At 60.7% G+C, this 25,750-nt stretch carries 27 protein-coding genes, 1 tRNA gene and 3 pseudogenes; 18 read left to right on the forward strand and 13 right to left on the reverse strand.

What is annotated here, in order from left to right; all coding sequences use genetic code 11:
* Positions 1-10: 10 nt before the first annotated feature.
* Positions 11-1,999, reverse strand: coding sequence for a thiamine pyrophosphate-binding protein (locus HALKA_RS0100295; protein ID WP_044956449.1), 1,989 nt, complete (start codon positions 1,997-1,999; stop codon positions 11-13).
* 95 nt (positions 2,000-2,094) lie between these two features.
* Entirely contained in the window at positions 2,095-2,460 is a 366-nt protein-coding gene (locus HALKA_RS0100300; protein WP_018256113.1) for a hypothetical protein, read from the reverse strand.
* Positions 2,461-2,573: 113 nt separating this feature from the next.
* On the opposite strand from HALKA_RS0100300, the gene HALKA_RS0100305 reads away from it, so the two are divergent.
* The gene (locus HALKA_RS0100305; RefSeq protein WP_155119337.1) at positions 2,574-2,963 is read left to right on the forward strand and encodes a hypothetical protein; all 390 of its coding nucleotides are present in this window, start codon (positions 2,574-2,576) and stop codon (positions 2,961-2,963) included.
* 139 nt (positions 2,964-3,102) lie between these two features.
* On the opposite strand, the gene HALKA_RS0100310 is transcribed toward HALKA_RS0100305, so the two are convergent.
* The 5 genes and pseudogenes from HALKA_RS0100310 to HALKA_RS22425 form a co-directional block, all read right to left on the reverse strand.
* Positions 3,103-3,372 carry a hypothetical protein gene (locus HALKA_RS0100310; RefSeq protein ID WP_018256115.1) on the reverse strand — a complete coding sequence of 90 codons (270 nt, stop codon included), beginning with the start codon at positions 3,370-3,372 and terminating at the stop codon, positions 3,103-3,105.
* A 188-nt stretch (positions 3,373-3,560) separates the two neighbouring features.
* Positions 3,561-3,977, reverse strand: a complete 417-nt coding sequence (locus tag HALKA_RS0100315) for a hypothetical protein (RefSeq protein ID WP_018256116.1) — start codon at positions 3,975-3,977, stop codon at positions 3,561-3,563.
* Positions 3,978-4,260: 283 nt separating this feature from the next.
* Positions 4,261-5,355 carry a citrate/2-methylcitrate synthase gene (locus HALKA_RS0100320; protein WP_044956450.1) on the reverse strand — a complete coding sequence of 365 codons (1,095 nt, stop codon included), beginning with the start codon at positions 5,353-5,355 and terminating at the stop codon, positions 4,261-4,263.
* Between the two features lie 270 nt (positions 5,356-5,625).
* A complete protein-coding gene (locus HALKA_RS18825; RefSeq protein ID WP_018256118.1) occupies positions 5,626-6,324 on the reverse strand; it encodes an FAD-dependent oxidoreductase in 699 nt (232 codons plus the stop codon).
* A gap of 52 nt (positions 6,325-6,376) precedes the next feature.
* A pseudogene (locus HALKA_RS22425) lies at positions 6,377-6,659 on the reverse strand (DUF3179 domain-containing (seleno)protein); the annotation flags it as partial.
* A 548-nt stretch (positions 6,660-7,207) separates the two neighbouring features.
* Between HALKA_RS22425 and HALKA_RS0100340 the strand changes: the two are divergent.
* The 7 genes and pseudogenes from HALKA_RS0100340 to HALKA_RS0100380 all read left to right on the forward strand — a co-directional run bounded on the left by HALKA_RS0100340 (position 7,208) and on the right by HALKA_RS0100380 (position 13,508).
* A complete protein-coding gene (locus HALKA_RS0100340; protein ID WP_245545302.1) occupies positions 7,208-8,137 on the forward strand; it encodes a DUF3179 domain-containing protein in 930 nt (309 codons plus the stop codon).
* A gap of 100 nt (positions 8,138-8,237) precedes the next feature.
* Complete coding sequence (locus tag HALKA_RS0100345; RefSeq protein ID WP_245545303.1) at positions 8,238-8,735, forward strand: hypothetical protein; 498 nt, start codon at positions 8,238-8,240, stop codon at positions 8,733-8,735.
* A gap of 224 nt (positions 8,736-8,959) precedes the next feature.
* A pseudogene (locus HALKA_RS22300) lies at positions 8,960-9,916 on the forward strand (NAD(P)/FAD-dependent oxidoreductase).
* A 352-nt stretch (positions 9,917-10,268) separates the two neighbouring features.
* Positions 10,269-10,475 carry a hypothetical protein gene (locus tag HALKA_RS0100365; RefSeq protein ID WP_026190092.1) on the forward strand — a complete coding sequence of 69 codons (207 nt, stop codon included), beginning with the start codon at positions 10,269-10,271 and terminating at the stop codon, positions 10,473-10,475.
* Positions 10,476-10,486: 11 nt separating this feature from the next.
* Entirely contained in the window at positions 10,487-11,200 is a 714-nt protein-coding gene (locus tag HALKA_RS0100370; protein WP_026190093.1) for an NAD(P)H-hydrate epimerase, read from the forward strand.
* A 73-nt stretch (positions 11,201-11,273) separates the two neighbouring features.
* Entirely contained in the window at positions 11,274-12,482 is a 1,209-nt protein-coding gene (locus HALKA_RS0100375; protein ID WP_018256126.1) for an MFS transporter, read from the forward strand.
* 477 nt (positions 12,483-12,959) lie between these two features.
* The gene (locus tag HALKA_RS0100380; protein WP_018256127.1) at positions 12,960-13,508 is read left to right on the forward strand and encodes a peroxiredoxin family protein; all 549 of its coding nucleotides are present in this window, start codon (positions 12,960-12,962) and stop codon (positions 13,506-13,508) included.
* A 209-nt stretch (positions 13,509-13,717) separates the two neighbouring features.
* On the opposite strand, the gene HALKA_RS0100385 is transcribed toward HALKA_RS0100380, so the two are convergent.
* Positions 13,718-14,194 (reverse strand): HTH domain-containing protein, encoded by a 477-nt coding sequence (locus HALKA_RS0100385; RefSeq protein ID WP_080505774.1) that lies wholly within the window; start codon positions 14,192-14,194, stop codon positions 13,718-13,720.
* A 173-nt stretch (positions 14,195-14,367) separates the two neighbouring features.
* Here HALKA_RS0100385 and HALKA_RS0100390 point away from each other — a divergent pair, with 173 nt between their 5' ends.
* The 4 genes from HALKA_RS0100390 to HALKA_RS0100405 all read left to right on the forward strand — a co-directional run bounded on the left by HALKA_RS0100390 (position 14,368) and on the right by HALKA_RS0100405 (position 17,155).
* Positions 14,368-14,628, forward strand: coding sequence for a hypothetical protein (locus tag HALKA_RS0100390; RefSeq protein ID WP_018256129.1), 261 nt, complete (start codon positions 14,368-14,370; stop codon positions 14,626-14,628).
* A 64-nt stretch (positions 14,629-14,692) separates the two neighbouring features.
* On the forward strand, positions 14,693-15,316 hold the full coding sequence (locus HALKA_RS0100395; protein WP_018256130.1) for a transcriptional regulator: 624 nt from the start codon (positions 14,693-14,695) through the stop codon (positions 15,314-15,316).
* 85 nt (positions 15,317-15,401) lie between these two features.
* A complete protein-coding gene (locus tag HALKA_RS0100400) occupies positions 15,402-15,788 on the forward strand; it encodes a winged helix-turn-helix transcriptional regulator (RefSeq protein ID WP_018256131.1) in 387 nt (128 codons plus the stop codon).
* Positions 15,785-17,155, forward strand: coding sequence for a dihydrolipoyl dehydrogenase (locus HALKA_RS0100405; protein WP_018256132.1), 1,371 nt, complete (start codon positions 15,785-15,787; stop codon positions 17,153-17,155). Before HALKA_RS0100400 ends, HALKA_RS0100405 begins: the two co-directional genes overlap by 4 nt.
* Before the next feature lie 33 nt (positions 17,156-17,188).
* Here HALKA_RS0100405 and HALKA_RS0100410 read toward each other — a convergent pair whose 3' ends face one another.
* Together HALKA_RS0100410 and HALKA_RS0100415 are read right to left on the reverse strand one after the other, a co-directional pair.
* On the reverse strand, positions 17,189-18,190 hold the full coding sequence (locus HALKA_RS0100410; protein ID WP_018256133.1) for a patatin-like phospholipase family protein: 1,002 nt from the start codon (positions 18,188-18,190) through the stop codon (positions 17,189-17,191).
* Positions 18,183-19,043, reverse strand: coding sequence for an SDR family oxidoreductase (locus tag HALKA_RS0100415; protein WP_018256134.1), 861 nt, complete (start codon positions 19,041-19,043; stop codon positions 18,183-18,185). Before HALKA_RS0100415 ends, HALKA_RS0100410 begins: the two co-directional genes overlap by 8 nt.
* A gap of 172 nt (positions 19,044-19,215) precedes the next feature.
* Here HALKA_RS0100415 and HALKA_RS21230 point away from each other — a divergent pair, with 172 nt between their 5' ends.
* Positions 19,216-19,392 (forward strand): DUF7331 family protein, encoded by a 177-nt coding sequence (locus HALKA_RS21230; protein ID WP_018256135.1) that lies wholly within the window; start codon positions 19,216-19,218, stop codon positions 19,390-19,392.
* A gap of 22 nt (positions 19,393-19,414) precedes the next feature.
* Here the strand turns inward: HALKA_RS21230 and HALKA_RS0100425 are convergent, their stop codons facing one another.
* Positions 19,415-19,789 (reverse strand): hypothetical protein, encoded by a 375-nt coding sequence (locus tag HALKA_RS0100425; RefSeq protein ID WP_018256136.1) that lies wholly within the window; start codon positions 19,787-19,789, stop codon positions 19,415-19,417.
* A 303-nt stretch (positions 19,790-20,092) separates the two neighbouring features.
* Here HALKA_RS0100425 and HALKA_RS20085 point away from each other — a divergent pair.
* A protein-coding gene (locus HALKA_RS20085; protein ID WP_155119338.1) for an IS1595 family transposase occupies positions 20,093-20,976 on the forward strand; the annotation gives its coding sequence in 2 pieces (ribosomal slippage) (positions 20,093-20,555 and positions 20,555-20,976; 885 coding nt in all).
* Positions 20,977-20,996: 20 nt separating this feature from the next.
* Here HALKA_RS20085 and HALKA_RS0100440 read toward each other — a convergent pair.
* Positions 20,997-21,069 (reverse strand) — tRNA-Pro (locus tag HALKA_RS0100440).
* A gap of 283 nt (positions 21,070-21,352) precedes the next feature.
* A pseudogene (locus HALKA_RS20645) lies at positions 21,353-21,484 on the reverse strand (integrase core domain-containing protein); the annotation flags it as partial.
* A 69-nt stretch (positions 21,485-21,553) separates the two neighbouring features.
* On the opposite strand from HALKA_RS20645, the gene HALKA_RS18840 reads away from it, so the two are divergent.
* The 4 genes from HALKA_RS18840 to HALKA_RS18850 all read left to right on the forward strand — a co-directional run bounded on the left by HALKA_RS18840 (position 21,554) and on the right by HALKA_RS18850 (position 25,565).
* Positions 21,554-22,018 carry a hypothetical protein gene (locus tag HALKA_RS18840; RefSeq protein ID WP_018256139.1) on the forward strand — a complete coding sequence of 155 codons (465 nt, stop codon included), beginning with the start codon at positions 21,554-21,556 and terminating at the stop codon, positions 22,016-22,018.
* 67 nt (positions 22,019-22,085) lie between these two features.
* Positions 22,086-22,847 carry a UTP--glucose-1-phosphate uridylyltransferase AglF gene (gene aglF / locus HALKA_RS0100450; protein WP_018256140.1) on the forward strand — a complete coding sequence of 254 codons (762 nt, stop codon included), beginning with the start codon at positions 22,086-22,088 and terminating at the stop codon, positions 22,845-22,847.
* Positions 22,848-23,209: 362 nt separating this feature from the next.
* Entirely contained in the window at positions 23,210-24,316 is a 1,107-nt protein-coding gene (locus tag HALKA_RS18845; RefSeq protein WP_155119339.1) for a TolB-like translocation protein, read from the forward strand.
* Between the two features lie 184 nt (positions 24,317-24,500).
* Positions 24,501-25,565: a glycosyltransferase family 4 protein gene (locus HALKA_RS18850; RefSeq protein WP_169333095.1), complete on the forward strand. Its 1,065-nt coding sequence runs from the start codon at positions 24,501-24,503 to the stop codon at positions 25,563-25,565.
* The last annotated feature ends 185 nt before the right edge of the window (positions 25,566-25,750 follow it).

The following is a 25,750-nucleotide window of genomic DNA, read 5'->3' on the forward strand; positions in this document are numbered from 1 at the left end:
ACACTCACGCTCACACCGGCTCCGAGTCGGTCAGTACTTCCACGAGTGCCGGCCCGTCGTGGTCGATCGCCCGTTTCAGTGCCGAATCGAGGTCGTCCTCGGCGTCGACCTCGATCCCCAGTCCGCCGCAGTTCTCGGCGAACTCGGCGAAGCTCGGGTTCACGAGGTCGGTCTGCCAGACGTCCCAGCCGCCGGTGCGCTGCTCTTTGCTGATCTTGCCGAGTTCGTCGTCGTTCAGCAGGACGTGCGTGAGGTCCATGTCGTACTTGACGGCGGTGGTGAACTCGCTCATGTACTGGCCGAAGCCGCCGTCACTGGAGACCGACACGACGGGGCGACCGGCCCACGGGGTGTCGGGTTCCCGCGTGGCGGCCCACGCGCCCAGCGCCGCCGGGAACGCGAAGCCGATCGATCCCAGATAGCCCGACATCAGCACGCGCTGGTCCGCCGACTCGAAGTAGCGACCGAACGCGTAGGTGTTGTTGCCCACGTCGACCGGGACGATGGCGTCGTCGGGGACGATCCGGGTCATTGCCTCGAACGCGGTGGCGTAGTTGACGCCCCGCTCCGGCGACGAAGCTCGACGGGTCGCCTTCTCATCGCGCCACATTTCCCAGCGCTCGGCCAGTTCCTCGCGCTGGCTCCGGGCCGTCAGTCCCTCGGCGTCGGGGAGTCGATCGAGCATCTCGGCGACGGTGACGCCGACTTCGCCCCACACTGGTACGTCGACACTGTGGAACTTCCCGAGCGCCATCTGGTCGAAGTCGACCTGCACGATGTCCTTGTAGGATGCGATGCCGGTGTGGTTCGAGAAGCTGGCACCGAACACCGCCAGCAGGTCCGACTCGTTCATGAAGTGACTCGCGATGGGGGTCCCGCTCCGGCCGAGGACGCCGCCGGCCAGGGGATGCGAGTCCGGTATCTGGCCCTTGGCTTTGAACGTCGTGAGGACAGGACAGTCCAGGCGCTCGGCCAGTTCGACGATCCGATCCATCTCGAAGCGCGCGCCGTGGCCGACGACGATGACCGGGCGCTCGGCCGACTCGATCAGGTCGACGGCCTCTCGAAGTTTCTCCTCGGGCGGCGAGATGTCCCGCGGCGTGCGCCGCCCCTCGGGCGTACCGGGGTCGACTCCCTCGGCGTCCATCGTCTGGATCTCGTCGGGGAAGATCAGGTGGGAGACGCCCCGTTCCAGCACGGCGGTCTTGGCCGCTCGCGTCGCGAGTTCGGCGTGCTGGCTGTCGGGCAGGACCGTCGCCTCGAACTCGGCGACGTCGCCGTAGGCGGCTTCGAGATCGACTTCCTGGAAGTTCCCTGTCCCAAGCACCTGTGATTCGACCTGGCCCGTCAGCGCGATCGTCGGCGAGCGATCGACGTTGGCGTCCCACAGTCCAGTGAGCATGTTCGTCGCGCCCGGCCCGGCGATCGAGAAACACGCCGCCGGCCGGCCCGTGAGCTTTCCGTAGGCAGACGCCGCGAACGCCCCCGCACCCTCGTGACGGACGCCGTAGTACGAGAGACTGCCGACTTCTGCCTCGGTCCGGAGCGCCTCCGCGAGACCGAGGTTCGAGTGGCCGACGATCCCCCAGACCTGTCGGACGCCCCAGTTGACCAGCGTCTCGACGATCACGTCCGAGACGGTGCGATCACGCTCTTGTTCGACCGGGAAGCCGACGTAGATCCCCTCCTCGCGCTCTTCGACGGGATACGTCGTCACGCAGTCGTCGAACTCGCCGGGGGTCTCTCCCGAGTCGGGATAGAAGTCCCACCCGTGCCAGGGACACCGGAGGAGACCGTCCTCGATCGACCCCTCTCCGAGCGGGCCGGCCTGGTGGGGACACTCGTTGTCCATCGCGTGGTAACTCTGCTCGTGATGAGTTATCGCCACTGTCGTCCCGTCGCACGTGACTGGTTTGACTCTGCCTTCTGGGAGTTCGTCGTGGTCGAGCGCCCTGTGCCAGTGGATTTCCGCTCCGTCGACATCGGAATCGGATGACATAGCCGTGTCCAGCCACTCATAGAAAGTAAGAGTACAGTAACACTGGCGTTACTGTGGCCCCGGAGCGATCCGGTAAGGATCTGCAATAATCTGTCTCAGCCACGATACTCACAGTGAAATCCCGCGACCTGCTGGTAGAACGTCGGTACGACCTCCGTCCGCAGATCGGCGTCCGGCCGGTCCGCGAACTCGTCGGCGGTGACCGCTCGCGCGTCGTCGATCGCGGCCTCGACGTGGTCAGGGACGCCCGCCTCGTCGACGCTCCCGAGATAGGCCCAGAGGAACGCGGACTCCAGCGAGTCGTAGAAGGCAGCTGTCGGTTCGAACGTCTCTCGACCGCCACTGATCAGTCGGTAGTACGTGCTGTGGATCAGTGCTGCGCCGTCGTCGATTCCGTGGTTCCCGAACGATCCCGTCGTCGTACACTCTGTAGCATCTCCATGCGTGTCAGTATCTCTCATATTCGTAGTTAGTTAGATTACGTTTAGTAACTAGCCCCGCTGTGTGGCTCGTCCACACAGCCGTGTCGGGTCACGAGAACACCTATATGCACTGGCGTGTCAACCGACGTGACGTGCCAGCGATCACCCTCGACAATCGGACGGGCGGTCTCGCCCTCGTCGTCGGCTACGTCATACTTATCGCCGCCCTGTTCAGAGACCCCACGAACGGCCTGGCGACGGCCACTGCGACCGTTCAGGGGATCGTCTTCTTCGTTGCGCTCCCGGTCCTCGGAGTGGCCAGCGGCGTGTACGCCTACGTCGACGGGCCCCTCCAGACCCTCGTCACGCTCCTCACGGGAACGTACCTGGCGACGGTCGGCATCGCCCTGACGCTGTTCCTGTCGGGGGGGCCACTCCTTACTGTGGTCGGTCTGGTCCTGTTCGGGCTCGCCGCCGTAGCTATTCTCGGCGCTCTGATGAGCGCCCTGTCGTCGCTGGGATTGAACGAATCGCTGTTGTAATATACTCGTATCAGCACACGCGCTGTCGACTGCTGAATATCGCGCCGATACTACGTCTCATACGGAACGTTGTCGTTGCTTACCGGTGAGCGTCGCCACTGGGTAGACGCTCGCCGGTAAATTGCTACAGCCGCCCGTATCAGTTACAATCGAGTTCACAGTCGTAACTACGGCTGTACACCCAGTGTCCGTCCTCGCCGTCGAAGGCAAACTCCGCGTACTCCAGTGAGAGCTGCGGATCGCCGTCGCGGTCGAGAGACTCGACAAACTGCCAGTCACCGTCGGGATTCGCAACTGTGGGTTGGTACTGCCAGACGTGGATCTGTTCGTCGGCTACCGCGACCGCGTAGCTCTCTGGGACGGCATCTGTACGAGGTGGCTCCACAGCGGGGCTGTCGTTGCTGGCCATGGAAACGAACACGGTTCTACAGTATTTAATCGAGATTGAACTGCGTGTGACCAGGTAACCCGACGGTGACCTATGGTCACTCTCTCGTGGTCCCGCAGACGACCAAGCTCGCACGTATCGGGTGGCAAACCGCCGGATCAGTCACAGGTCTCTGCTCGACGGAATCGCAGAACGAGCGCCTGAATTATTCAGGACTGGGTCCGTTCCATCTCGTAGCTAAGCCGGTGGGGCATCAGCGCCAGCGCCCGGACGATGGCCGCGAGCGCGATGAAGATGCCCAGCAGGATGTGCGCGACGCCACCGAGTTTCAGCCACAAAAGCGTCGAAGGCCACTTGTGGAGGGCAGCGAGGTCGGAGTTGAGCGCCGCCCCGCGCGTTCCGCCGCTCCCGCCGGCGATGCTCGTATCGGGGTACGTCGAGACGAAGCTCTCCAGCATGGGATGGAACTCCGTCAACTCGAAGAACAGCGCGCTCCCGGCGAGGAGATAGCCGAGGACGGCGAACACCGCGCCGACCTTGAGCATTTTCTTGATACTGGCGACGGTCGCTTCCATTTCTTCGGCCGAGCGTCGTTCGAGTTCGGCCGCGGAATCCGATTCTGACATTGCTACACTATCCAGTCAATAGTGATCCATAAATACGCGATTGAGGGATGTGTGACAGCGTAACTCGAAGGTAACTTGCGAAATTCGACATATCCACTCGTTGTGAGTTACTGGCATCGGTCGGCGGGGCGCTGTGCCGGCGGGTCTCATCGGACGGAGTCTCGTCGCGATCCACCGGCGGTTGTCCCGAGACAGGCCGTATCATACGGTTTATTGTAGTTGCGTACCGGTGATCGTCGCCACGGGGTAGACGATCACCGATAAATCGCTACGATAATCCGTATCAGCGTTCTTCGATCGGAGTGAACGACTGCGATTCGGGACCGGTATACCGACTCCGTGGTCGGATGAGCCGGTTGTCTTCGAGGTACTCGTCGACGTGGACCACCCAGCCGGCGACTCGGCTCATCGCGAAAATAGGTGTATAGAGATCAACGGGGATGCCGAGCTGATAGTAGACACTGCCCGAGTAGAAGTCTACGTTCGGGGCGATCCCATTCTGGACGAGTCCTTCCTCCTCGGTGAGGTCCGTCTCGATGGCGCGCGTGTACTCGCACCACTTCGACTCGCCGGTCGACTGTGCGAGTGCGTCACTGCGGGCTTCGAGGATCGCTGCGCGCGGATCTTTGACGCTGTACACACGATGTCCCCAGCCAGGAATTTTACGCCCCTCCTCCAGTACCGACTCCGTCCACTCGACCGGGTCGTCCCCGCTTTCGTCGAGTTCGAGCAGTGTCTCTATCACATCTTGATTCGCGCCACCGTGGAGTGGTCCCGAGAGTGCCCCGACACCGGCCGTGACTGCGCTATAGAGATCCGCGTGTGTGCTTGCGACCGTCATCGCGGTGAACGTCGAGGCGTTGAGACCGTGATCCGCATGGCCGAGGTCGTCGTCGGGTTCGATCGGTTCTTCGCCCTGTCGCAACCGCTCGTACGCGGCGATCACCGTGGGGATCTTGGCCGTGAGTCGACGACCGGTCCGTCGAATTATCTCTGAATCGGTCGGGACCAGCCCTCGTTCGGGATCGGCGGCCAAAAGCACCGAGATGCCGGTTCGGAGTGCAGCCATCGGCTGTTCGTCTTGCTGGGCGAGACGCTCCAGTGTCGTGAGGACTGCCTCGTCGATGCTTCGGTGCTCGCGTAGCTGTCCGGTGAACGTATCTAGCTCGGACTGGGTCGGAAGCGCCCCGTTCCAGAGGAGAGACAACGCTTCCTCAAACGTGGCCCGGCCAGCGAGGTCCTCGATCGGATACCCTCGATACGAGAGGTTTCCCGTGTCGCCGTTGATGACTGAGAGTTCTGATTCGGCCACGATCACTCCTTCGAGACCACGTTTGATCTGGTCCGACGTACTAACCCTCTGTCGGCACGCCGCAATAAGTCACGAGTGAGAGCAGCGTAAGACGGCTTCCTGTAGGTTACCCGTACGGATGATTAACCGGCAGTGCAGGCTGCTGGGTGGAGGTCACCGCGCTTTTGATAGAGTAACAGTCGAACAGTCGGCCTTGTTTAGACGCAGTACAAATCGGCTCTTGCAGCGTATGCTCCGCGAACAGATCGACACGATGAGGCACTCAGGACAGGTTTTAGATCAACCGCAACGGCCCGTGACTCGCCGGTTGAGGAGCGTCTAAACACGGCCGAACAGTCAGAACGTGATGATCTCGTAGTTGTCGGCGACGAGCGACCGGATGCTCGGGTGGCCGTCGTGATCGTCGAGTGTGACGATACCGGCGTCGGCGACTGCGTCTTCGACGCCGAAGGCGCCGGCACAGAAGTCACGGACGGACGTACTGGCACGGACTGCCTGATACAGCTCGTGGTAGTCGCTATTTTCGTCTTCGAGCCTCGGAATCCACTGTGTCCCGGCCCCATCGAAAATGACTCTCACTTCGTCGCCTTCGGTCTCGACGAACCCCTGTTCGTCCGTTTCGACGGCCGTCGCAGCAAGGTTCGGCGTATCCGCCTTCGAAACGCGGCCTGCGGCGACGAGGAGTTCGTCGCCGGTCACTGTCACAGGGTCCGCACCGTCCACGAGTCCGGGGTCGTCGCCATACTCGTACGGGATCGCTTCGACCGTGATCTCGCCGTCCTGCTGGCTGACCGCTGTGGCGGCGTGGCCGGTGTGGACCGTGAAACGGTCGGCATATCGGTCGATAAATGCCTGTCCGACTTCGTCGTCGGCCTCGGGCGGGAGCGTCGGTCGTCGTCCGATGATCGACACGTCGCTCCCGAACGTCCCGAAGAAGTGCGCGAGCTCGGCTGCGATGTACCCGCTGCCGACGATCACGAGATGATCCGGTGGCGTCTCCAGCTGGAGTGCCTCGGTGCTGGTCAGATACGACACGTTGTCGAGACCGTCGATCGTACACCACGGCGCTCCAGCAGATCGGGCATCACGTCACGACGATCGGCCGGCCGTCCACAATATCGTTGACTATCTCGTGATAGCTGAGGATACGGACCGGGTACGCGCGAGTGATCCCAGCGCGCTCGACGACTATAGTAACAATTGAAACGATTTACACACCGATCACACTGCAGTCGTGCGATCGGGTGTGCATTGATTTTCAATGGCTACTATATCACGTCGTCGTCCGGGTCACCAAAATACGACGGGCCGAACACCGGGTCGTCGATGCTCGGGATCGCATCCCGCGGGAGGACGTTCTGGACGTGCATATCGTGTGTTGGGTCGCTAGCTACATCCCGTTTGTTTCGTCCATCGACTCGCCGCGTGTCATGATGAGGCCGCTAACGTGCATGAGCAGGGCCAGCGCGACCATGCCGGCGTCCCATCCCATACCAGCCGTTATCACGCTTCCACCCATGCCGTCGCTCATTCCCATACCGTCCCCCACCCTCTTCGAACCGCCGTTCAGCATTCCCGTCCCGAGGAGCGCCTGGTTGAGGACATGAGCAGAGCGTACACGAGCATCAGAACACGACTGCTGACGGGGCTGATACAACCCCCATCGATGTCTGACAGCGGTGTGTGTCGCGCTCGCACAGCCACGTAACCGTTAGTGCGCCAGCCAGCATTTCTCCGAGTGATGGCGTCACTCTCACGCCGGCAGTTCCTCGTTGCCACGGCACTGTCGTCACTCAGTGGCTGTGTCAGCCTCAGTTCGGGTGGCGATTCTCCCGAGGAGTCCGGCACAAACCTATCGACGGAGGGACCACCGAGTACCCACATCGTTCCGACGGCCGACGAGCGTCTCCCGTTGCCGATGGCGCCGAACGAACTCCGCCAGCACGCTCGTTCGGGCGGGCCACCGAAGGACGGCATTCCGTCGATCGACAATCCTGCGTTCGTTGCTGCCGACGACGTGGATTACCTTGCCCTTGGCGATCCGGTATTTGGTGTTGCTCGCGACGAAACGGTGAAGGCGTATCCCCAAAAGATCCTCGCACACCACGAGATCGTCAACGACGAACTGTCCGGGGCGAACGTCGCGGTCACGTACTGTCCGCTGACAGGGACTGTTCAAGGTTTCGAGCGTGGGGAAACGACTTTAGGCGTCTCGGGGCGGCTGATCAACGCTAATCTCGTGATGTACGACCGGGCGACCGAAGCGTGGTGGCCCCAGATCCTCGCGACCGCGATTCCCGGATCATGGAACGAGAACCCAGCAGTTCGAACGCTGCGTGAGTTCCGCCTCGTCTGGACGACGTGGGAGCGATGGAGTTCCCAGTATCCAGACACGCGAGTACTATCGACCGAGACCGGCTTTGCGCGAAACTATCAGAACGATCCCTACGGAGCGTACAATCCGGTCGGCGGATACTACGACGGCGACTCGCTCCTGTTCCCGGCGTTGAACGAGAGCGACCGATTCCAGAAGAAGACCGTCGTGATGGGCGCCCGAACGCCGAATGGTGCCGTTGCGTTCCGCAAAGAGAGCCTCCGATCACAGCGAGTGATGACTGGCACTATTGGAGACAGTCCGGTCCTCGCTGTTTACGATCCTAACCTCGACACGGGCTACGTGTACCGGAACCCGAATCAGGAAACCTACGAGTCGAATCGGCACGATATTGTCGGACCAAACGGGGACATCCACGCGCCAGATGCGCTCCCGTTGGCGCGGATCCACACGTTCGACGCGATGTGGTTCGCGTGGGCAGGGTACTACCCTCACACGAACGTCTATGCCTGAACAGCCATTCACCCACCGATCGGCGACTCTGCTCGCAAAAACGAGAACAGCCACGGCACTGACGATCCGGCGGCGCGACTCTCGACTGGTCGCTGGGACGGTGACCGTCGTGTACCTGTTAGTCTACCTGTGGGCGCTCGGTCACCTCGCTCCGGGGCTGGGTGGTTACAGCGTCTCGGTCGTTGACGCGCCGCTGGCGAACCTGCTCCGTTCCGCCCTCGGGCCGTTCTCGTTTACGCCCATCGCGACCGTCCAAATCGGGCCCGCAACGTACCTGTTCTCACTCAATTCGATTCTCGGGCTGGGACTGGCCGCGCTCGTTGGACTGAACCTCGGCCTGACCTACCTCGCGTGGATCCAGCCGAAGGCATGTGGCCTCGGACGTTCGTCAACCGGCGTGGTCGCGAGCATCCCCGCGGTCCTCTCTGGAACTGCCTGCTGTGGTCCGGTCGTCCTGATCGTGTTCGGGGTTCAGGCAACTGGGACCCTTTTGACGACGTTCCAGTTCCTGCTGCCGCTTTCTGCTCTTCTGCTTGTCGGGAGTCTCGTATTGGTCAGCCGGCAGCTCGATCCTCTCCAGATTGACGGTGTTCGCTAAGCTCGTCGTGCAGTCATACTGTCGGCTGTAAATCTGTGAACGATTTTGTAACCCCTGAGTTGCGAAGCTCTTCACGAAGTTACAGCCGACAGTATCAGTACCGTTCACGGGAGCGGATAGGAACCGATTGATCAGCAGTTTCGGGGACACAACAGCGTGAGAGCTGGGTAACCCGTGTTCCGGCGCACGTAGCTATTTACCCATTCAAACAGTCGGTCGCTGACATGAGTCAGGAGACAGAGATACAGGAGTACGAAGTCGTGGTCGTTGGCGGTGGCCCCGCCGGTATGACCGCAACCCTGTACAGTACGCGGCTCGGTCACCAGACAGCAGTCGTCAACCGCGGCGGCGGGCGCGCGGCGATGATGCAGGAGGCCCACAATCTGCTGGGGATCACAAAAGACACGAGCGGACCCGAGTTCCTCGGCGTCGGACAGGAGCAACTCTCGGAATACGGCTGTGACATCCATCGAGACATGGTCACGCCGTGTTCGCGATCGATGCCGGTGCGTTCTGCCTGTCCGGCAACAACGGCGAGTACGAGGCCGAGATGGTGGTCCTCGCGACCGGGTTCAACGACGTTCGACCGGAGCCACCGCTCCCGAGAACCGGTCGCGGACTCCACTACTGTCTGCAGCACATATTCGTCGACGAATCCGTCTACGTGATGGGCCATTCGGAGAGTGCGGCTCACGTCGCGGGGATCATCTCAATTTCACGGACGAGGTCGATCTGTTGACTCGGGGGACAACCCCGAGTGGAGCGACGAGACCGCCGGCATGCTCGACCGCCATCCGATCTCTGTCGTCGAAGCGGACGTGACCGGCGTCCAGAACGGCGAGGACGGCTAGTTGAAGGCCCTGGAGTTCGAGGACAGCGAGGGACAAAGTCCCTCGGGCAGCCGGACGGAGTCCGGCGACTGCACCCCAGGCCACAACCAGATTCCGGTCGCGCTCGGGCAGGGAGCCAAAGCAGGGATCGACGTTCACTTCCAGTTGCGTGACTTCCCGCGAGAATCGGAACGACTCGACGAACTCGGACCAGTTCGTTCCGAGGAGGTCCCAGGGATTCCCGACGAACTACTCGAACAGGCCGTCGACTTCCACACCTACGAGTGGTCAAAGTACACAGCGCCGGCGGACGCCCTTTCACGGCGGGTGCAGTTGGTAGTGTTCAGATAAGCCGCTGCATTTTCTGAGTTGGAGACACCGAAAGCCCTCGTACAGTTGCGGTCCCGCGACTCGCTGTGCGCGCTTCGCGTGCTTGCATCGTCGGGGTTCCCGCAACTGTACTCGCCCTTTCATCCGCCAGGGTTCAGACTGTGAGGCAGCCGAATCCTGGCGGATGAAAGGGCGAGGCGCGGTCCGGGGTTCTGCGGCGGCACTATCCGAACGGAGTGAGGATATCCGCCACAGAACCCCGGAGCGGGCCGAGGGCTTTCGGTGCTTCAGACTGCCTGCACTGATCTCTCATCTGAACACGACCGTGCAGTTCCCCCAAACACTCACAATGCTCACGGACCTCCATCCAGTCATGGCGACGACCATCGAAACGCCCGCGAACGACACTGTCTGTGCGTACTGTGAATCGCCGATCTTCGCTCACGACCCGATCTGTGTTCGGGACTGCACCGACGACTGTGGCGCTCCGGCGTACTTCTGTAACTACGCTTGCCTTTCGTCGTACATCGACGATGAGGATCTGACGGAAGGCGACGCCTGCGAGTGGTCGCCTGAGTGACCCATCGGACGATGGACACGGACACGTTTCAGACACCGGACGGACGACCGGTGACGGCCGTGACGGCCGCCGAGATGGCACGAGTCGACGAGGTCGCAATCGACGAGTTCGGCATCTCGCTGCTCCAGATGATGGAGCACGCCGGCCGGAACCTCGCCGCGAACGTCAGGGCGTACGATCCCGAATCCGTCCTGATTCTCGCCGGGAACGGCGGCAACGGCGGCGGTGGACTCTGCGGGGCCCGGCATCTCGCGAACCGCGACGTGCCGGTGACTGTCGTGCTCGATCGGCCGCCGGGACGGCTCGAGGGCGCTGCGCGAACGCAGTACGAGGCCCTCGCAGCGACGGGCGTCACAGTCGAGAGCGGCGTCGGAGCGATGGATCAGCAGGCCCCGACACTCGTGGTCGACGCGCTCGTGGGATACGGGCTCGACGGCCCACTTCGGGGGACTGCCGCCGAACTGGTCGAACGTGTGGCCGACACCGACGCGAGGACTGTCTCACTCGACGTTCCAACCGGAATGAACGCGACGACAGGGGACTGCGCCGGCCCGGCGGTCGATCCGGACAGGGTGGTGACGCTGGCTCTCCCCAAGACGGGGCTCTCGGCGCTCGAAACGACGCCCGTCCTCGCCGACATCGCAATCCCTGCGGGCGTCTACGAGGCGCTCGACCTCCCGTATGCCAATCCGTTCGACGACGAGTACTGGGTCGAACTTCGGTAGTAGCGATCGAGAGCCGGTTTCGTCGCCGTAACACGCGCTTTTTGTTCCGCGATCACGCTGTTGCACTGACTAAATGGTCGCTCGAAGATACCGCGTTCTCCTGATCGTCGGCGTCGCCGAGTTACTGGCGATGTCGCTGTGGTTCAGTGCGACAGCTGTCGGTCCTGAACTGGCTACACAGTGGGGACTGACTGACGCCGAGACGGCCTGGCTGACCACGGCGGTGCAACTGGGATTCGTTGTCGGGGCACTCGCGTCCTCGGTGTTCACCCTCTCTGACACTGTCCCGCCCCGATACCTGTTCGCTGGCTCGGCGGTTGCCGGCGCAGGGATCACGGCGATCATCGCGGGCGCTGTGACGAGCGGACTGTCGGCGATCGGGCTTCGGTTTCTGACGGGGATTGCACTCGCCGGCGTGTATCCGCCAGGGATGAAGATCCTCGCGGGCTGGTTCGAACGAGGGCGTGGCTTCGCCATCGGTGTCCTCGTCGGCGCGCTCACCGTCGGGTCGGCGCTCCCGCATCTGCTCCGTGTCGTCGGCGGCGTCGGACAGCCACGGCTCGTCCTGTTCGGCGCGGCGGCGTTCGCGGCCGTCGGTGGGCTCCTCGTCCTCCTGGTCAAGCCCGGTCCGTATCAGGCTCCGACTGCACCGTTCGATCCGCGCGTGATCGCGCGCATCCTGCGTGACCGGCCGACAATGCTCGCCAACGGCGGCTACTTCGGTCATATGTGGGAGCTGTACGCGGTCTGGACGTGGATCCCGGCGTATCTCGTGGCGAGCATGGCCGTGAACGGTACTCCCGACGCGGTTGAACTGGCAGCGCTGCTCGCGTTCGCGACGATCGCCGTCGGCGGTCTCGGGGCGATCGCCGCCGGTTCGGCGGCCGATCGGTTCGGCCGGACGACGGTCACGAGTGCGAGCATGGTCGTCAGCGGGATCGCGTGCCTCGGTGCCGGGTTCGTCTTCGGGCGTTCGCTGGTAGTCGTCGTCCCGTTTCTCCTGGTCTGGGGAGTGGCAATCGTCGCCGACTCCGCACAGTTCTCGGCGGCCGTCTCGGAGGTCGCGTCGGAGTCCTACGTCGGGACGGCCCTCACACTCCAGACGGCGATCGGCTTTCTCCTGACGACGGTCTCGATCCAGTTGGTTCCGATACTCGTCGATCTCGTCGGGTGGCAGTGGGCGTTCGCACCGCTGGCGCTCGGTCCCGCTGTCGGCACGATTTCGATGGTCAGGCTCGGACAGTCTCCGGCGGCGGCTCGGCTCGCCGGTGGTACCGGGTGATCGCGCTGGCTACCCGATCGGCAGAATCTCGTATCTGTCGTCGGCGAGCTGGGCGACGGCCGGCGCGTGATCGGTCCCGTCACTGATACGGAAAGTTGTAGGTCTTTACCAGATCGACCGCACGCCGTCGTGCGGTCGACTGGGTAAACGCATACAACCGTCCGTATGAGCAGGTCGACGGCCGGTCGATCCGGTCCCGCGTTCAACAGCAGTGCGTACTGTCCGTGTTGGGCGTTGTCTGCCGTCGAATCGCTCCCACCACCGAGGATCGTCTGAAATAGTCCCATACCATTTTCGCAACTCGACCGACGATATTCAATTTATGTCGACTGTGTATACTGGTCGGATTATCGAAGAGAACGCACAACCGACGAGACACGGCTGCAGGTTACCGATTCGTAACGCGATGAGCCGTGGATTCCCCACTTACTCTTATTTTACAGGGTATTGATACGTACTCCGCCGTTCGCTTCCGATATGTCCTCCGTGTACAGTCTCGACGACGGGGTAGTGGCACCGGACTTCGAACTGCCGAACGTGGGCGTTGGGCCGGACCCACTCTCGCTCGATCGCGTCATCGAGCGGGTCGATTTCGCCGTCCTACTGTTGCTCCGAGACTACCACTGCCCGAAGTGCAAGCAGCAAGTCCAGCAGATCGCCGAAGCGGCCAAGCAGTTCGCAGAACTGAACGCAGTCGTGCTCCCGATCCTGCCCGAACCTGTCGAGCGTGCGAGGAAGTGGCAGTCCCAGTTCGACCTCCCTTTCCCATTGCTTGCAGACCCGGACAAACAGATCGGTGAAGCGTACGACCAGCCCACCCGGTTCGGAAAGCTCGGAAGGGTCCACGACATGATCGGGCGGATGCCCGAGAGCGTGATTCTGGATACTCGCGGCGACGAGGCGGAGATCGTCTACACGTACGCGGGCGGGTCGCCGGGCGACCGCCCCGAGATCGAAACTCTCGTCGACGAGATCGACCAGCTACAGGAGACGTTCGTCTTCGACTGTTCGCTCGTCGATTGTTGAACGCTGCACGGACTCTCGTTCGATAGCTTCGGTCTCTGGTCCTCTCATAGTGAGTACTGTCGATCAGTTCCGGATCGCGCCGACGCCGGGATCGGCGTGTACCGATACATTGCCACAGTACACAGTATAGTAGCCATTGAAATGATTTACATACTGATCGCACTGCCGTCGTGCGATTGGATGTGCATTGATTTTCAATGGCTACTATATCAGGCGATTCCCAGCACCAGTTCGTCGAAGCGATCGACCACCTCAACCACAGTGATCTGATCGTCGTCGGTGGCGACTGGGGCGACAATCACGAGTTCTGTGGCCTCGAAAAACGCCAGACACACTCGGGGAACCGTGATGCCGGTTACCATCTCGCCAGTCAACGACGAGTCGACACACTGCTCGGTGAACCCGACGAGCTGAAGATCGTTCTCCGTCGCCCACTGCTCGAACTGTTCGACCCGACCCAGAAGGAACTGTCCAGTGTCGGTCTCCGCTGCGACCGTCGATGGACAGAGGCAGTCACCGGCGACGTACACATCCAGTGCCTCCAGCGTGCCCTCCGTCTCCAGATCTCGCAGACGCTCGATCACCGCTTCCTGCTGGGATCTAGCTATCTCCGGAGCGAGTGATCTGACGAACAGTTCGGCACGCAGATCGGCATCTGGACGTGCAGTCGGTGTCGTCACTGCCATCGGGCAGAGTCACCCATCCAGACCGTCGCCTGTCGCGTGTCCATACGCTGTCGGACCTGCCCACTATTAATAAAGAACGGGTAAAACTCGCGTAACAGGGTGACTGCACGGTGAGCAACCTCTTTATGTCAGTTTGTCCTGCGGAGTAGTACCAGGATCGAAACTCGGGACCCATGCCACAGACGCCACACGAGGTCCTCGTCGCGACAATCGAGGCCTACGAAGCCGAGCACGAACCGGTCTGTGAGCGGACGGTAGCGCGATCACTCGAAGCGACACCTGCCGAGGTCCAAAGAACACTGGAACGTCTCGATCGCGTGGAGTTTCTCGCCGCAACGGGCAACGGATATCGGCCCACCGTGACAGCCTGTGAGTTCCTCGAGTTAGATATCACACTCGACGACGTTGCGGCCGTCGATCTCGTCGACGGATAGTCGGAAATGACAATATAATCATACAGTACAGCTTTACGTTTCTCGGAGCGAGACTTCTGTACGAATGAGCAACGAGGATTCCGACACCGACCGAACTCGGCTGTCGGGGCCGAGCGACGAGCGCCAGCAGGTCGATCTCCGGGACTGCGAGTACGCGATCTATCGGTGCGTCGATTGCAACAACGTCGTTCTCACGATGCGGGACTGTGATGGTGGGATAACGTGCCACGGAGAAACGATGGAGCGCGTCACCGAATCGACGCTGGGTGTTCGCACACCGGACATCCGACAGGTGTTGCTCGACGCGTTCGGGCTTCCGAAAGCGGGACTGGACATCTGTCTCTGTGTCATCGGTGACGGCCCGCTCTCTCCGGGAGAGCTGGCCGAGCGCCTCGACTACGAGGAAGGAACGATCAGGAAGTATCTCAACGAGCTCGTCGAGTTCGGTCTCCTCCAGAAATCACAACTGAATCGTGAATCCGGTGGCTTCGTCAACGTGTATCACTCGATCGATCTCGAGGAGATGCGAGAGGAGACGCTCGTTGGATTTTACGTCTGGGCCGGGGAAGCGGCATCGCTCATTGAGGAGGCGAACTTGACGAAAGAGGACTACCGAGAGACCGATGCAAAAGACGGTCTAAACGAGGTGTTCTGGGAACAGTTCGCCGATGAGCGGCCGAACGATTGAATTAGATACATAAACCTGTCGGTGAACTGATTCTCACTCGCGCATCCGGGATGGATTAAGTACTGTTCCCCGTCTCGATTCCTCTATGAGTTCGGATGCACGAACCCTGTCCTGGAACGAGTCCGGCGCTGTCGATCAGCCGTACTTCGTTGATATCGACGACGTGTTCGAGAACGTCACTGATATCCTCGGACGTAAGTGGCATCTCCGGATCGTCTACTACCTGCTGGACGACGGGCCGATGGGGTTTAGCGCCCTGAAAGACCGCCTCGACGGCGTCTCGTCCAAGATGCTCTCCGAGAGTCTCTCGTCGCTCGAAGAGTACGACATCGTCGTCCGTGAGATCGTCAGTGATCAGCCTGTCCGGGTCGAGTACTCGCTGACCGAGAGGGGAGGGGCGCTCGCACCGCTCCTTGACGACATCGTCCAGTGGAACTCGAACTACGACCTGGAGTCGACGGAGGAGCGATGACGACCCACTACGCCGTACTCGTGATCGGCGGTGGCACCGGCAACAACGTCGCTGCAGCGGCGGCCGATGCCGGCCTGGAAACAGCACTCGTCGAACCGGGTCCGCTCGGTGGGACCTGCCTCAACCGGGGTTGCAACCCATCGAAGATGCTGATTCAGGCGGCGACCGCCGCCAACCACGTCCGCGACGCCGAGAAATTCTTCCTCGATGCGTCGCTTGCGGGCATCGATTTCGCTGCGATCGTCGACGACGTGGACGAGACGCTGTCACCGCTGGCCGAGGGGATGGAAGACAGTTACCGAGACAAAGAACAGCTGACGCTGTACAAACACGAGGCAACCTTCGTCGACGAGCGGACGGTGGAAGTCGATGACGAACGTGTGAGCGCGGATAAAGTGGTCGTCGCCGCTGGGAGTCGACCCCTGGTCCCACCGATCGACGGCCTCGATGAGGTGGACTACATGACGAGTCAGGACGCGCTCTACCGGCGCGAACAGCCCGATTCGCTGGTAGTCCTCGGTGGCGGCTACATCGCCGTCGAACTGGGCTACTTCTTCGAATCGCTCGGTACGGACGTGGCGATCGTCGAGATGATGGACTCGCTCGTTCCCCGCGAGGACCCCGATGTCGCCGAGACGTTCACAGAGATCGCCAGTCGTCGCCACGACGTGTACACCGGCCACCGTGCGACCGCTGTCGAGCAGGACGGCAGCGACGTGACTGTTCACGCCGAGACCGAGGACGGCGACGAGATCGCTGTCACCGCTGACGATATCCTCGTCGCGCTGGGTCGCCGCCCGAACACCGATACGTTGGACGTGAACGCAGCGGGGATCGAGACTGACGACAACGGCTTCGTGGTCACGAACGATCGCCTCGAAACGTCTGCTGAAGAGGTCTGGGCGCAGGGTGACATCGCCGACAACGCGATGTTCAAACACTCCGGTGACTACGAGACCGAGGTCACGATCGAGAACGTCGTCCGCGACGGCGGCCGCGAGGCCGATTTCACGGCTATGCCTCACGCCATCTTCACGGAGCCACAGATGGCGGGTGTCGGCAAGACCGAAGCGAAACTGCAGGACGAGGATCGTGAGTACGTTGTCGGACGCGAGGAACTGCCCAACACCCCGATGGGGCGCGCGAAGAAACTCGACGACGGCTTCGTGAAGGTACTGGCTGCGCCCGACGGTGAGATACTGGGCTGTCACGCGCTGGGTTACGAGGCCTCGACGATGATCCACGAGGTCGTCGTCGCGATGCGGGCTGGATCCGGGATGGTCTCGGACATCACCGACACCATCCACGCTCACCCGACGCTGAACAAGGTCGTCGAGTACGCGTTCGACGACGTGGTTCTTGACTAAACGACTGTCCTGAGACCGGACTGAACCGCCGGCCTACTGCTCTTGTGCGAGAAATTCTCTCGCCCGCTGCTCGCCCAGTTCTCGTAGTTCGTCGAGGAAGTCCAGATCCCGATCCACTTTCGTAGAGCAGTGGAACCGCTTGCCCATCTCGATGCGGCGGATCTCGGTGTGCTGGAACTCGTCAGCCGGGAGCTTACCAGTCTCGATCCAATCGTTGACCCGTTCGATGAACCCGAGTTCCTGATTCAGCGAGATGTTGCCCGACAGTTCGTTGCGCCGGTCGGCGATCACCTCACTGGTAGTCGGTTCGCCTTCGAACCGCTGTGGATTCACCTGAATCACCCACAGTTCCTCGGGCTTGCGCTCGGGTGGGAGATCCATCAGATCACCGACGGGGGGATTCTGTGAGAACAGTCCGTCCCAGTAGTAGTGACTGTTGATTTTCACGGCCTCGAAGAGGTTCGGCACCGCAGCGGAGGCCAGGACCGCTTCGACAGTCACCTCTTCGTTTCTGAACGTCTCGAAGATTCCTTCGTTGACGTTGACCGTCCCGACGACGAGTTCGGGTGCCTCGCGCCGACACAGCGCTGGGATCTCCTCGAAGTCGATGTACCGTTCGAGGACGGTCCTGATTCGTTGTTTGCCCAGCTCCGGCATCGGTATCTGCGACGGGCTGACTGACGGGATCGCGAAGCCTGCGCTCTCCATCCGGGAGAGCCCAGTCGCCAAGTTGTTGAGCCACCGGTCCTGCGGACCATCGACGGCCATGTCGTCCCAGATGCCGCCGAGGATCCGGCGCGCTTTTTCGGCGTCGCCTGTGAGCAGTCCGTACCACATCGCAAGGGCGTTGAACGCGCCGCCAGAGGAGCCACTGATCCCGACCAGCTCGTAGTTCTCGTCGTCCCAGTCTTCGAGGAGCCTTCGGAGGACGCCGCAGGTGAATGCAGTGTGGCTCCCGCCGCCCTGACAAGCGATGGCAACACGGGTCGGTTCGTCGTCGGACGACACGTCGCCCCCTTCCATGTCCTCACTCATACGTGTGGGTGTAGCCGCCGTCGAAGAGGAGATCTGCGCCGTTGAGATGCTTCGCGTGACTTGAGAAACCGAACGTGAACAGATTTGCGACCTCGGCTGGCGTCATCATCTCTTTCGTGCGAGCCTGGCCGAGCATCACATCCTCGATGACTTCCTGTTTCGAGATCCCCCGCTCTTCGGCCGTGTCTTCGATCTGGTTCACCATCAGCGGCGTGAGGACGTACCCGACGCTGACCGAGAACCCGCGCAGTGTTCCGTTCCCTTCCGCGGCGATCGCTCGCGTCAGTCCCGTGAGGCCGTGTTTGGCCGTGATGTAGGCTGGCTTGTCTTTCGTCGCGTAGTGGCCGTGGACTGATGACATGTTGCCGATCGCACCCACCCCGTCGTCGGTCGCTTCGATGTGGGGAATCGCTTCCTGTGCCATCTTGAACGGCGAGCGAAGCATGATGTCGGTCAACAGATCGTACTTTTCCATCGGGAACGCGGCGATGGAGGCGATGTGTTGCATCCCGGCGATATTGGCGACGTATCGGAGCGTCCCCTCCTCTGCCGCCGCGGCGACGACGGCTTCCACGTCCTCGTCGTCCGTGAGATCTGTCTCGACGCCGTGGTACTCCCCGGCCGCGTCGAACGATTCGACGCGATCACTGGTCTCTGCAAGTCCGTCGACATCAATGTCGGCACCGACCACTGTGAGGCCGTTGAGGGCGAGTGCGACGGCCGTCGCCTGTCCGATGCCGGACGCCGCACCAGTCACGATCGCGACGTTTTCGGACTCGAAGTACGGGTCGTCGAGACGGAGGAAGTCGTCGTCGCTCAGTTCTGGCGCGCTCAGCTCTGTTGAACCAGCCATAGTGTATTCATCGGAATGACACGTCGGGCTCATATAACCCCATCTCACGTTGGAGTAACATGGTCGTGTGGCGTTGGGACTGTCTCAATCGTGTTATTACATTACTTAGAAGTTATCAAGGTACTATACGTAATTAGATAATAGTTTGTAATGTCCGACGAGGCCACAACGTATGTCAACGAGAACGACCAGCGAACACGACAGATACCCGACTGACGGTCCGGACGGGGGCGATTACGATCGATACACGTACGTCGCGACTGGTGAGGACGTGATCCTCTACGACGAGGAGTGTGAGGATGCGTGGATCCAGACGGCGATGACCATCGATCTCGAAGCGTGGCGCTAAGTCGAGGAGGATACGCGATCTATTAGCCGGATTTCGCCCACTCGACTGCTTCAGAACGGTCCTCCGTTGTCAACGTCTCCAGCTCGCCGGTGTCGACCTTGCCGCGGAGTGAGATCGCCTTGATTCCGTCGGCGACGACTGCCCAGCGGTCGACACCGGCCTCTTCAGCACGGACCGCTGATCGCTCCCAGACCTCGAACACGTCTGGAGAGAACGGATCGTCGAGCTTGACGACAGTCACCATGGCGCTAATGTCGCCACGGTCGAGCAGTCGTTCGTACGTCTCGAATGCTTCTGTTCCGAACGTGTCGAGTTCCATCCCCGGAAGAAACTCCCAGACCATGACACTGTCATCGACTTCGACTGTCCAGCCGTCCCCGCTGTCGTGCGTGCCCATAGTAGTACTATCGATAGCTTGTATCATAACTAATTCTCACCGACCGGAAACGCAGTGAGGGGATGGTAACCACGACGTTGCGTGACTGGCCGTTTTGGAGTCTCACAGCGCAGCGTCATCACGAGGTTGATACGGAAAGCTGTCTATCTGTATCAGATCGACCGCATATCGTCGTGTGGTCGACTGAATAAACGCCGACAACCGAAGGGCGGCACCCAGATGTACGAACGGAGTGGTATTCTCGTTCGCTCATCTCGATAGATCGTAACATCAATTCTGCTGGCGACTCAGTAGCAGCCAACGATGGACGAGCAGTCAGCTCAAGTGTTCCTTCCACCGCGTGAGCGATGCTTCGAGCGTCTCCGTCTCGCCCGGTTCGGCGAGACGGTGACGTGTGTTCACTGCGAGAGTGACGCGGTTGTCGACCGAGGAACGACCGGTAAGGACGCTCAGCAGTACTGGTGCAAATCCTGCGAAACCTACTTCAACGACCTCACAAAGACGATCTTCGGCCAGCATCGCTTCGATCTCGAAGAGATGTTCTATATCGTCAAGGAGATGCGATCTGAGCCGACCGCTCAGATCGCTCGTGACCTTGATCGAGACTACGAGGCTGTTCTCAACTACGTTCACAAAGTGCAGGAAGTGAGTGATAATATCGACGAATTCGACCTCTACGACGTGTGCGAAGCTGACGAGGTCTACGTCACGGCTGGTGAGAGGGGACTCGAAGATGAGGATGGGAGTCCGCGCGAGCGCGGACTCTCAAAAAGGGGCGCGGAACCTTCGAATCAGACAAACCGCCAGTGTTGACACTCGTCCGTCGGAGCGACGGACGAGTGCGATTTCTCGTCTGTAAGGATCTGCAAGAGGCCGACGAGGACATCTCTGAGTACGGCGACGGAAGCGTCATCCTCTGTACCGACGGCTACACGATCTATGAGGATATCGAGGAGACGGAGGGGGTGGACGGCCATCTGGCCGTCACCCACTCCGACACCTACNTCATCGGTGACGCCCACACAAATACCTGCGAGAACCGCCACAGCTTCCTTCGCCAGTGGCTGGCGAAGTTCAGAGGCATCTCGAAGCATCATCTCCAAAAATACCTCGGATTTCTCGCACTGAAACTCAACTCACCGGACGACTGGTTCAAGAAACTGCTGTGTTACAATGTATCGGGATGAGCGAAAATGTATATGGGTAGTGGGCCGGCGCGAATTCGAATCGCGGTTACGGCCACCCGAAGGCCGAAGGATACCAAGCTACCCCACCGGCCCGTGACGTAGCATGTAGTAGAAAGACGAGGGACGGTTTAATCGTTGCGAAACGCTGGGCCTTCGCGACGGGTTGGCTCACCCGCTTGTCGCTTCGGTCTTTATAAGTGAACTCGTCCAAGACCAGCCAATCCAACCTTGGAGATTCTAGCCGCTAGTAGTCGATGAGAGAACACAATACGTTCCTAGAAACCGGAGGGACCGGACAATATGAGCGGGGACAACCCCTGGGAGCGCTGAGCAGTTGGATCCTGAGCGTCTGAGCGATCATGGCTCTTGGCACTGTCTAGTTCTGGACCACCTCTGCTGGCGTTCGTCCGTCGAGCGCTTGATTGGGGCGTTCGTGGTTGTAATGGTGTCTGAAGCGTCGCAACCACTGTCTGGCGCTCGATTGACTGCCCCGCCAGAACGTGTGGAAGCCTACGACTAGAGGCACACGCTGTCGTTTCTCGGCTTCGACGTCTGGTCGGCAAAGTGAGAGGCGTTCTTGCCACCCGACACCGTCGTCCAGATCTTCGGTCGGCTCGGACTCCGGAGTGTGAACGCCATCGAGCGCGAACGCCGCGCCAAGCACTTCGATCCTGACGCGTACACGATCCCCGAATGGGCTTGGTACGACGGGCCCGCCGAAGGCGTCGTCGTCCGGAATAAATGCGGCCAGCGAGCGAAGCTACTCCACCCCGACTTTCGGGAGGTCGACGAGACGATTCCGGTGGACGCCGACGCGGACGAACTGGCGAAGCGGTACGCAACGGAGCGTCGCTTCGAAAAGCTCGCTGGGAAAATCGAGGATCGCGACCAGCGCGTGACGTTCGATCGACTCTACGAGCGTGTGCTCGAAGATATCGTTCGCGAAGAGCACAAACGACTCTTCCACGGGAGCGATCCGGTCGATATGAGTGAATTTCGTTCCGAGGTCGCCGGGTTGGCGCGGGCGTTTCCGGGTGAATGACCAGTGGCGAGGTGGTCTACTTCTCTCTTCGGCAAGAGTTTTACCGAATCACTTCCCAGAAGGGAGTGTGAAAGCTGTCGTCCTCGCTGCCGGGAAGGGAACCCGACTCCGTCCCCTGACCGAAGACAAGCCCAAGGGAATGGTCGAAGTCGCTGGTAAGCCCATCCTCACACACTGTTTCGAGCAACTCATCGATCTCGGAGCCGAGGAATTGCTGGTCGTCGTCGGCTATAAGAAGCAGGTAATCATCAACCACTTCGAAGACGAGTTTGAGGGCGTCCCGATCACCTACGCCCACCAGCGCGAGCAAAAAGGTCTAGCCCACGCCCTGTTGACCGTCGAAGAGCACATCGACGACGATTTTATGCTGATGCTGGGCGACAATATCTTCGAGACGAACCTCCAAGACGTGATCAATCGGCAACAGGAGGCACGGGCCGACGCCGCGTTCCTCGTCGAGGAAGTCCCGTGGGAGGAGGCGTCGCGGTATGGTGTCTGTGATACCAACAAGTACGGCGAGATCATTGAGGTCGTTGAGAAGCCCGATGATCCGCCCTCGAACCTCGTGATGACCGGCTTCTACACGTTTACACCGGCGATCTTCCACGCCTGTCACCTCGTCCAGCCCTCGAACCGCGGCGAGTACGAGATCAGCGACGCGATCGACCTCCTGTTGCACTCCGGACGGACGATCGATGCGATTCGGATGGACGGCTGGCGCAACGACATCGGCTATCCCGAAGACCGCGACGAAGCCGAACGGCGTTTGCAGGGCGAAGTGGATACAGAACTGGCTGCTGATGTCATCACGGTTTCTGACAGCGAATGATTATACTCCTACGAGCGTCCAATTCTCCTTCTCGAACTGCTTCAGCCACGCCGAGCCGGAAACGTGGTTACACAGCTTCGCTCATGGCCCGCTACTCCAAACGTATCACGGCCCGCTTGACGCAGCAAACACACTTGTACCGTACTGATAATGTTTATAAGCAGACCCAGTAATGAACAGCTATGCTTGGCGCTGTGCTCTCCGACTCTTTCACTTTGAATCCAGTTACTCCTGCCGATTCCCATCACTTTTACGGGTATTATGACAAGTCACCGTGGAATGCCGACGACCAGCAGCTCCTGGCCCACAGTTCCCCGTTCGTTGACCGACGGCCGGACGTGGGTGACCGCGCTGGTATCTGTTTGTTCGATACTGAGACCGGCGAGCGGACAGTCCTCGGTCGAACTGACGCTTGGAACTTCCAGCAGGGGTCGATGTTACAGTGGCTCGGACCGGACTACAACGCTCGCGTCGCGTTCAACGACCGGCAAGACGGACAGTTCGTCACACGTATCCACGACTTGGAAACGGGGACCCGGCGTACAATCGACGCTCCGGTCTACACGGTCTCGCCAGATGGAACGACGGCGTTGACGCTTGACTTCGAGCGACTCGAACGAATGCGGCCCGGGTATGGATACGCCCTCCCGGATTCAGTGACTGATACTGAACTCCGGTCGATCCCCGAGAATGACGGTATTTACCGACTCGATCTCGAGTCGGGCGACCAGGAGCTTCTGGTTTCGTTTTCCGAACTCTGTTCGTTCCGCCACCTCGATTCGATGGCCGGCGGTGATCACTGGGTGAACCATCTCATGTTCGGACCGAATGGAGAGCGAGTTGCCTTCCTCCACCGGTGGACGGTCGAGCACGGCGGATTTCACACGCGGTTGCTGACGATCGATCCGGACAGCGGTGACGTCGAATGCGTGACGGACAGTGGGAGAGCCCCTCACTTCACGTGGCGGTCCCCGACCGAAATCCTCGCTTGGTCGCGACAACAGGACACTATCACGGACGCGAGCAAGAGTGGTGTCTTCGACAATCCGATCCTAAAACTGGCGTTGTCGGCCGTCCGGGCGATCGAAATCCCGTCCTGGATCCGCCAGAACGTCATCGGTGACCGGTTCTACTTGTTCGATCTAGACTCCGGTGAGATCACCGACGTCGCTCCCGGCACGATCGACCGTGACGGGCACCCGTCCGTGACTCGCAACGGACGCTGGGCGATCTTCGACACGTACCCGACTGACGACGGGGTCCGCGAACTGTTCCTCTACGATTTCGACACCGAGTCCCGAATCGATCTCGGAACGTTCGACTCGCCGACGGAGTTCGTTCGGACCGCCCGACGGTGTGACCTCCATCCGCGCTGGAACCGTGCGGGCACGTCGGTTTGCATCGACTCGATGCACGAGGGGACGCGACGCGTCTACGAGATCGACGTCGGTGACGTCGTAGACGACTGAATTTATATGGGGATGCCTGCAACACAGCGTACTGATGAGTGAAACCCGACTGTATATCGCGACGCGGGACCTCTCGGCCAAGGGTGGTGTTCCAGAGATGGCCCGTCTCGTGTATCGGATCGCAGCGGAGGGCGGGTACGATCCGTGTCTCGTCTACAACGTCCTCGATCGAGAGACCGACGTCATGTTCACTGATCTCCCGAGCCGGGGCTTCTCTCCGGAACTGGAACATACGGAGGTCGATGGGATGGAAGTGAAAGCCATCCCTCGCGTCCTCCCCCATCTGGAGTTCACGCAGTACGTGACCAACAGACAGCAGTGGCGAGCCGCGCTCGCCGACGCGGACGTTTGCTTCGCGATCGGTGGGCCGAATCAGTGTGGTTTTCCCTACGTACTCCAAAATAAACCGTTCGCGGGTTGGTTCGCCACTCTCCTCTGGGACGATCGCGCTGGTCGCATCCAGAGTGCGTCTCTCCCCCGAAAACTTCGTGATTACGTGTCACGACCAGCACTTGAATCCATTGAACGGCGTGTCTTCGAAGCAGCAAATTTCGTCTATGTTCTTAGTGATTACACGATGGATCGGATTACGACCGAGTATGAGATAGCAGAGTCAAAAATCACTGCGGTGCCACATCCGATCGACGTCGAAACCTTCTCCCCCGATGGCCCGACCGTCCCCAAAGACGACGATGAACTCCGGATCACGTTCGTCGGCCGGTTCAACGACGACCGGAAGAACATGCCGATGCTCATGTCCGCCTTCTCTCAGGTCGTCGAGGCGGTCCCGAACGCGACGTTGCAACTGATCGGTGCAGAGCCAGATTCGCACGTCACTCGGGCGGTTCGGGACAACGGTCTCGAAGACGTCGTCGAGTTCGTCGACTACGTCGCACACGACGAGCTCCCTGCCTACTACAGGACTGCGGATATCTTCGTGATCCCCTCCCTTCAAGAGGGACTATCGATTGCCGGGATGGAAGCGATGTCCTGTGGACTCCCGGTCGTGTCGACGAGATGCGGTGGTCCAGCGACGTACGTCGAGGACGGCGAGAACGGCCATCTCGTCCCCAATGACGACCCCGATGCGCTGTCGGACGCACTCGTTCACGTGTTGACTGATCACGATCATCGAGAGCAGCTGTCGGCTGCCGCTCGCGAGACAATCGTCTCCCGGTATTCCGAAGCACAACTGAGATCTATCTTCTTGGATGGGTTCGAGCGGTTAGCAGCAGAGGTGGACGGCTGATTACCGGATGACGAATGATTTATCTGCATTACAGGGGTGGTCTCGAACTATGAACTCGATCCTGCGATTTCTGTCGTCTCTCGTCGTGTGTCGAAGTGGTGGCCGCTTCGTATCGCCCTCCTCGTCGTCTGTACTGGCTGCGACGATCACTCCAACAGTGCCAGGATACGAATGAAGGTCAGTAT

The organism is Halomicrobium katesii DSM 19301 (assembly GCF_000379085.1).
GTDB lineage: Archaea > Halobacteriota > Halobacteria > Halobacteriales > Haloarculaceae > Halomicrobium > Halomicrobium katesii.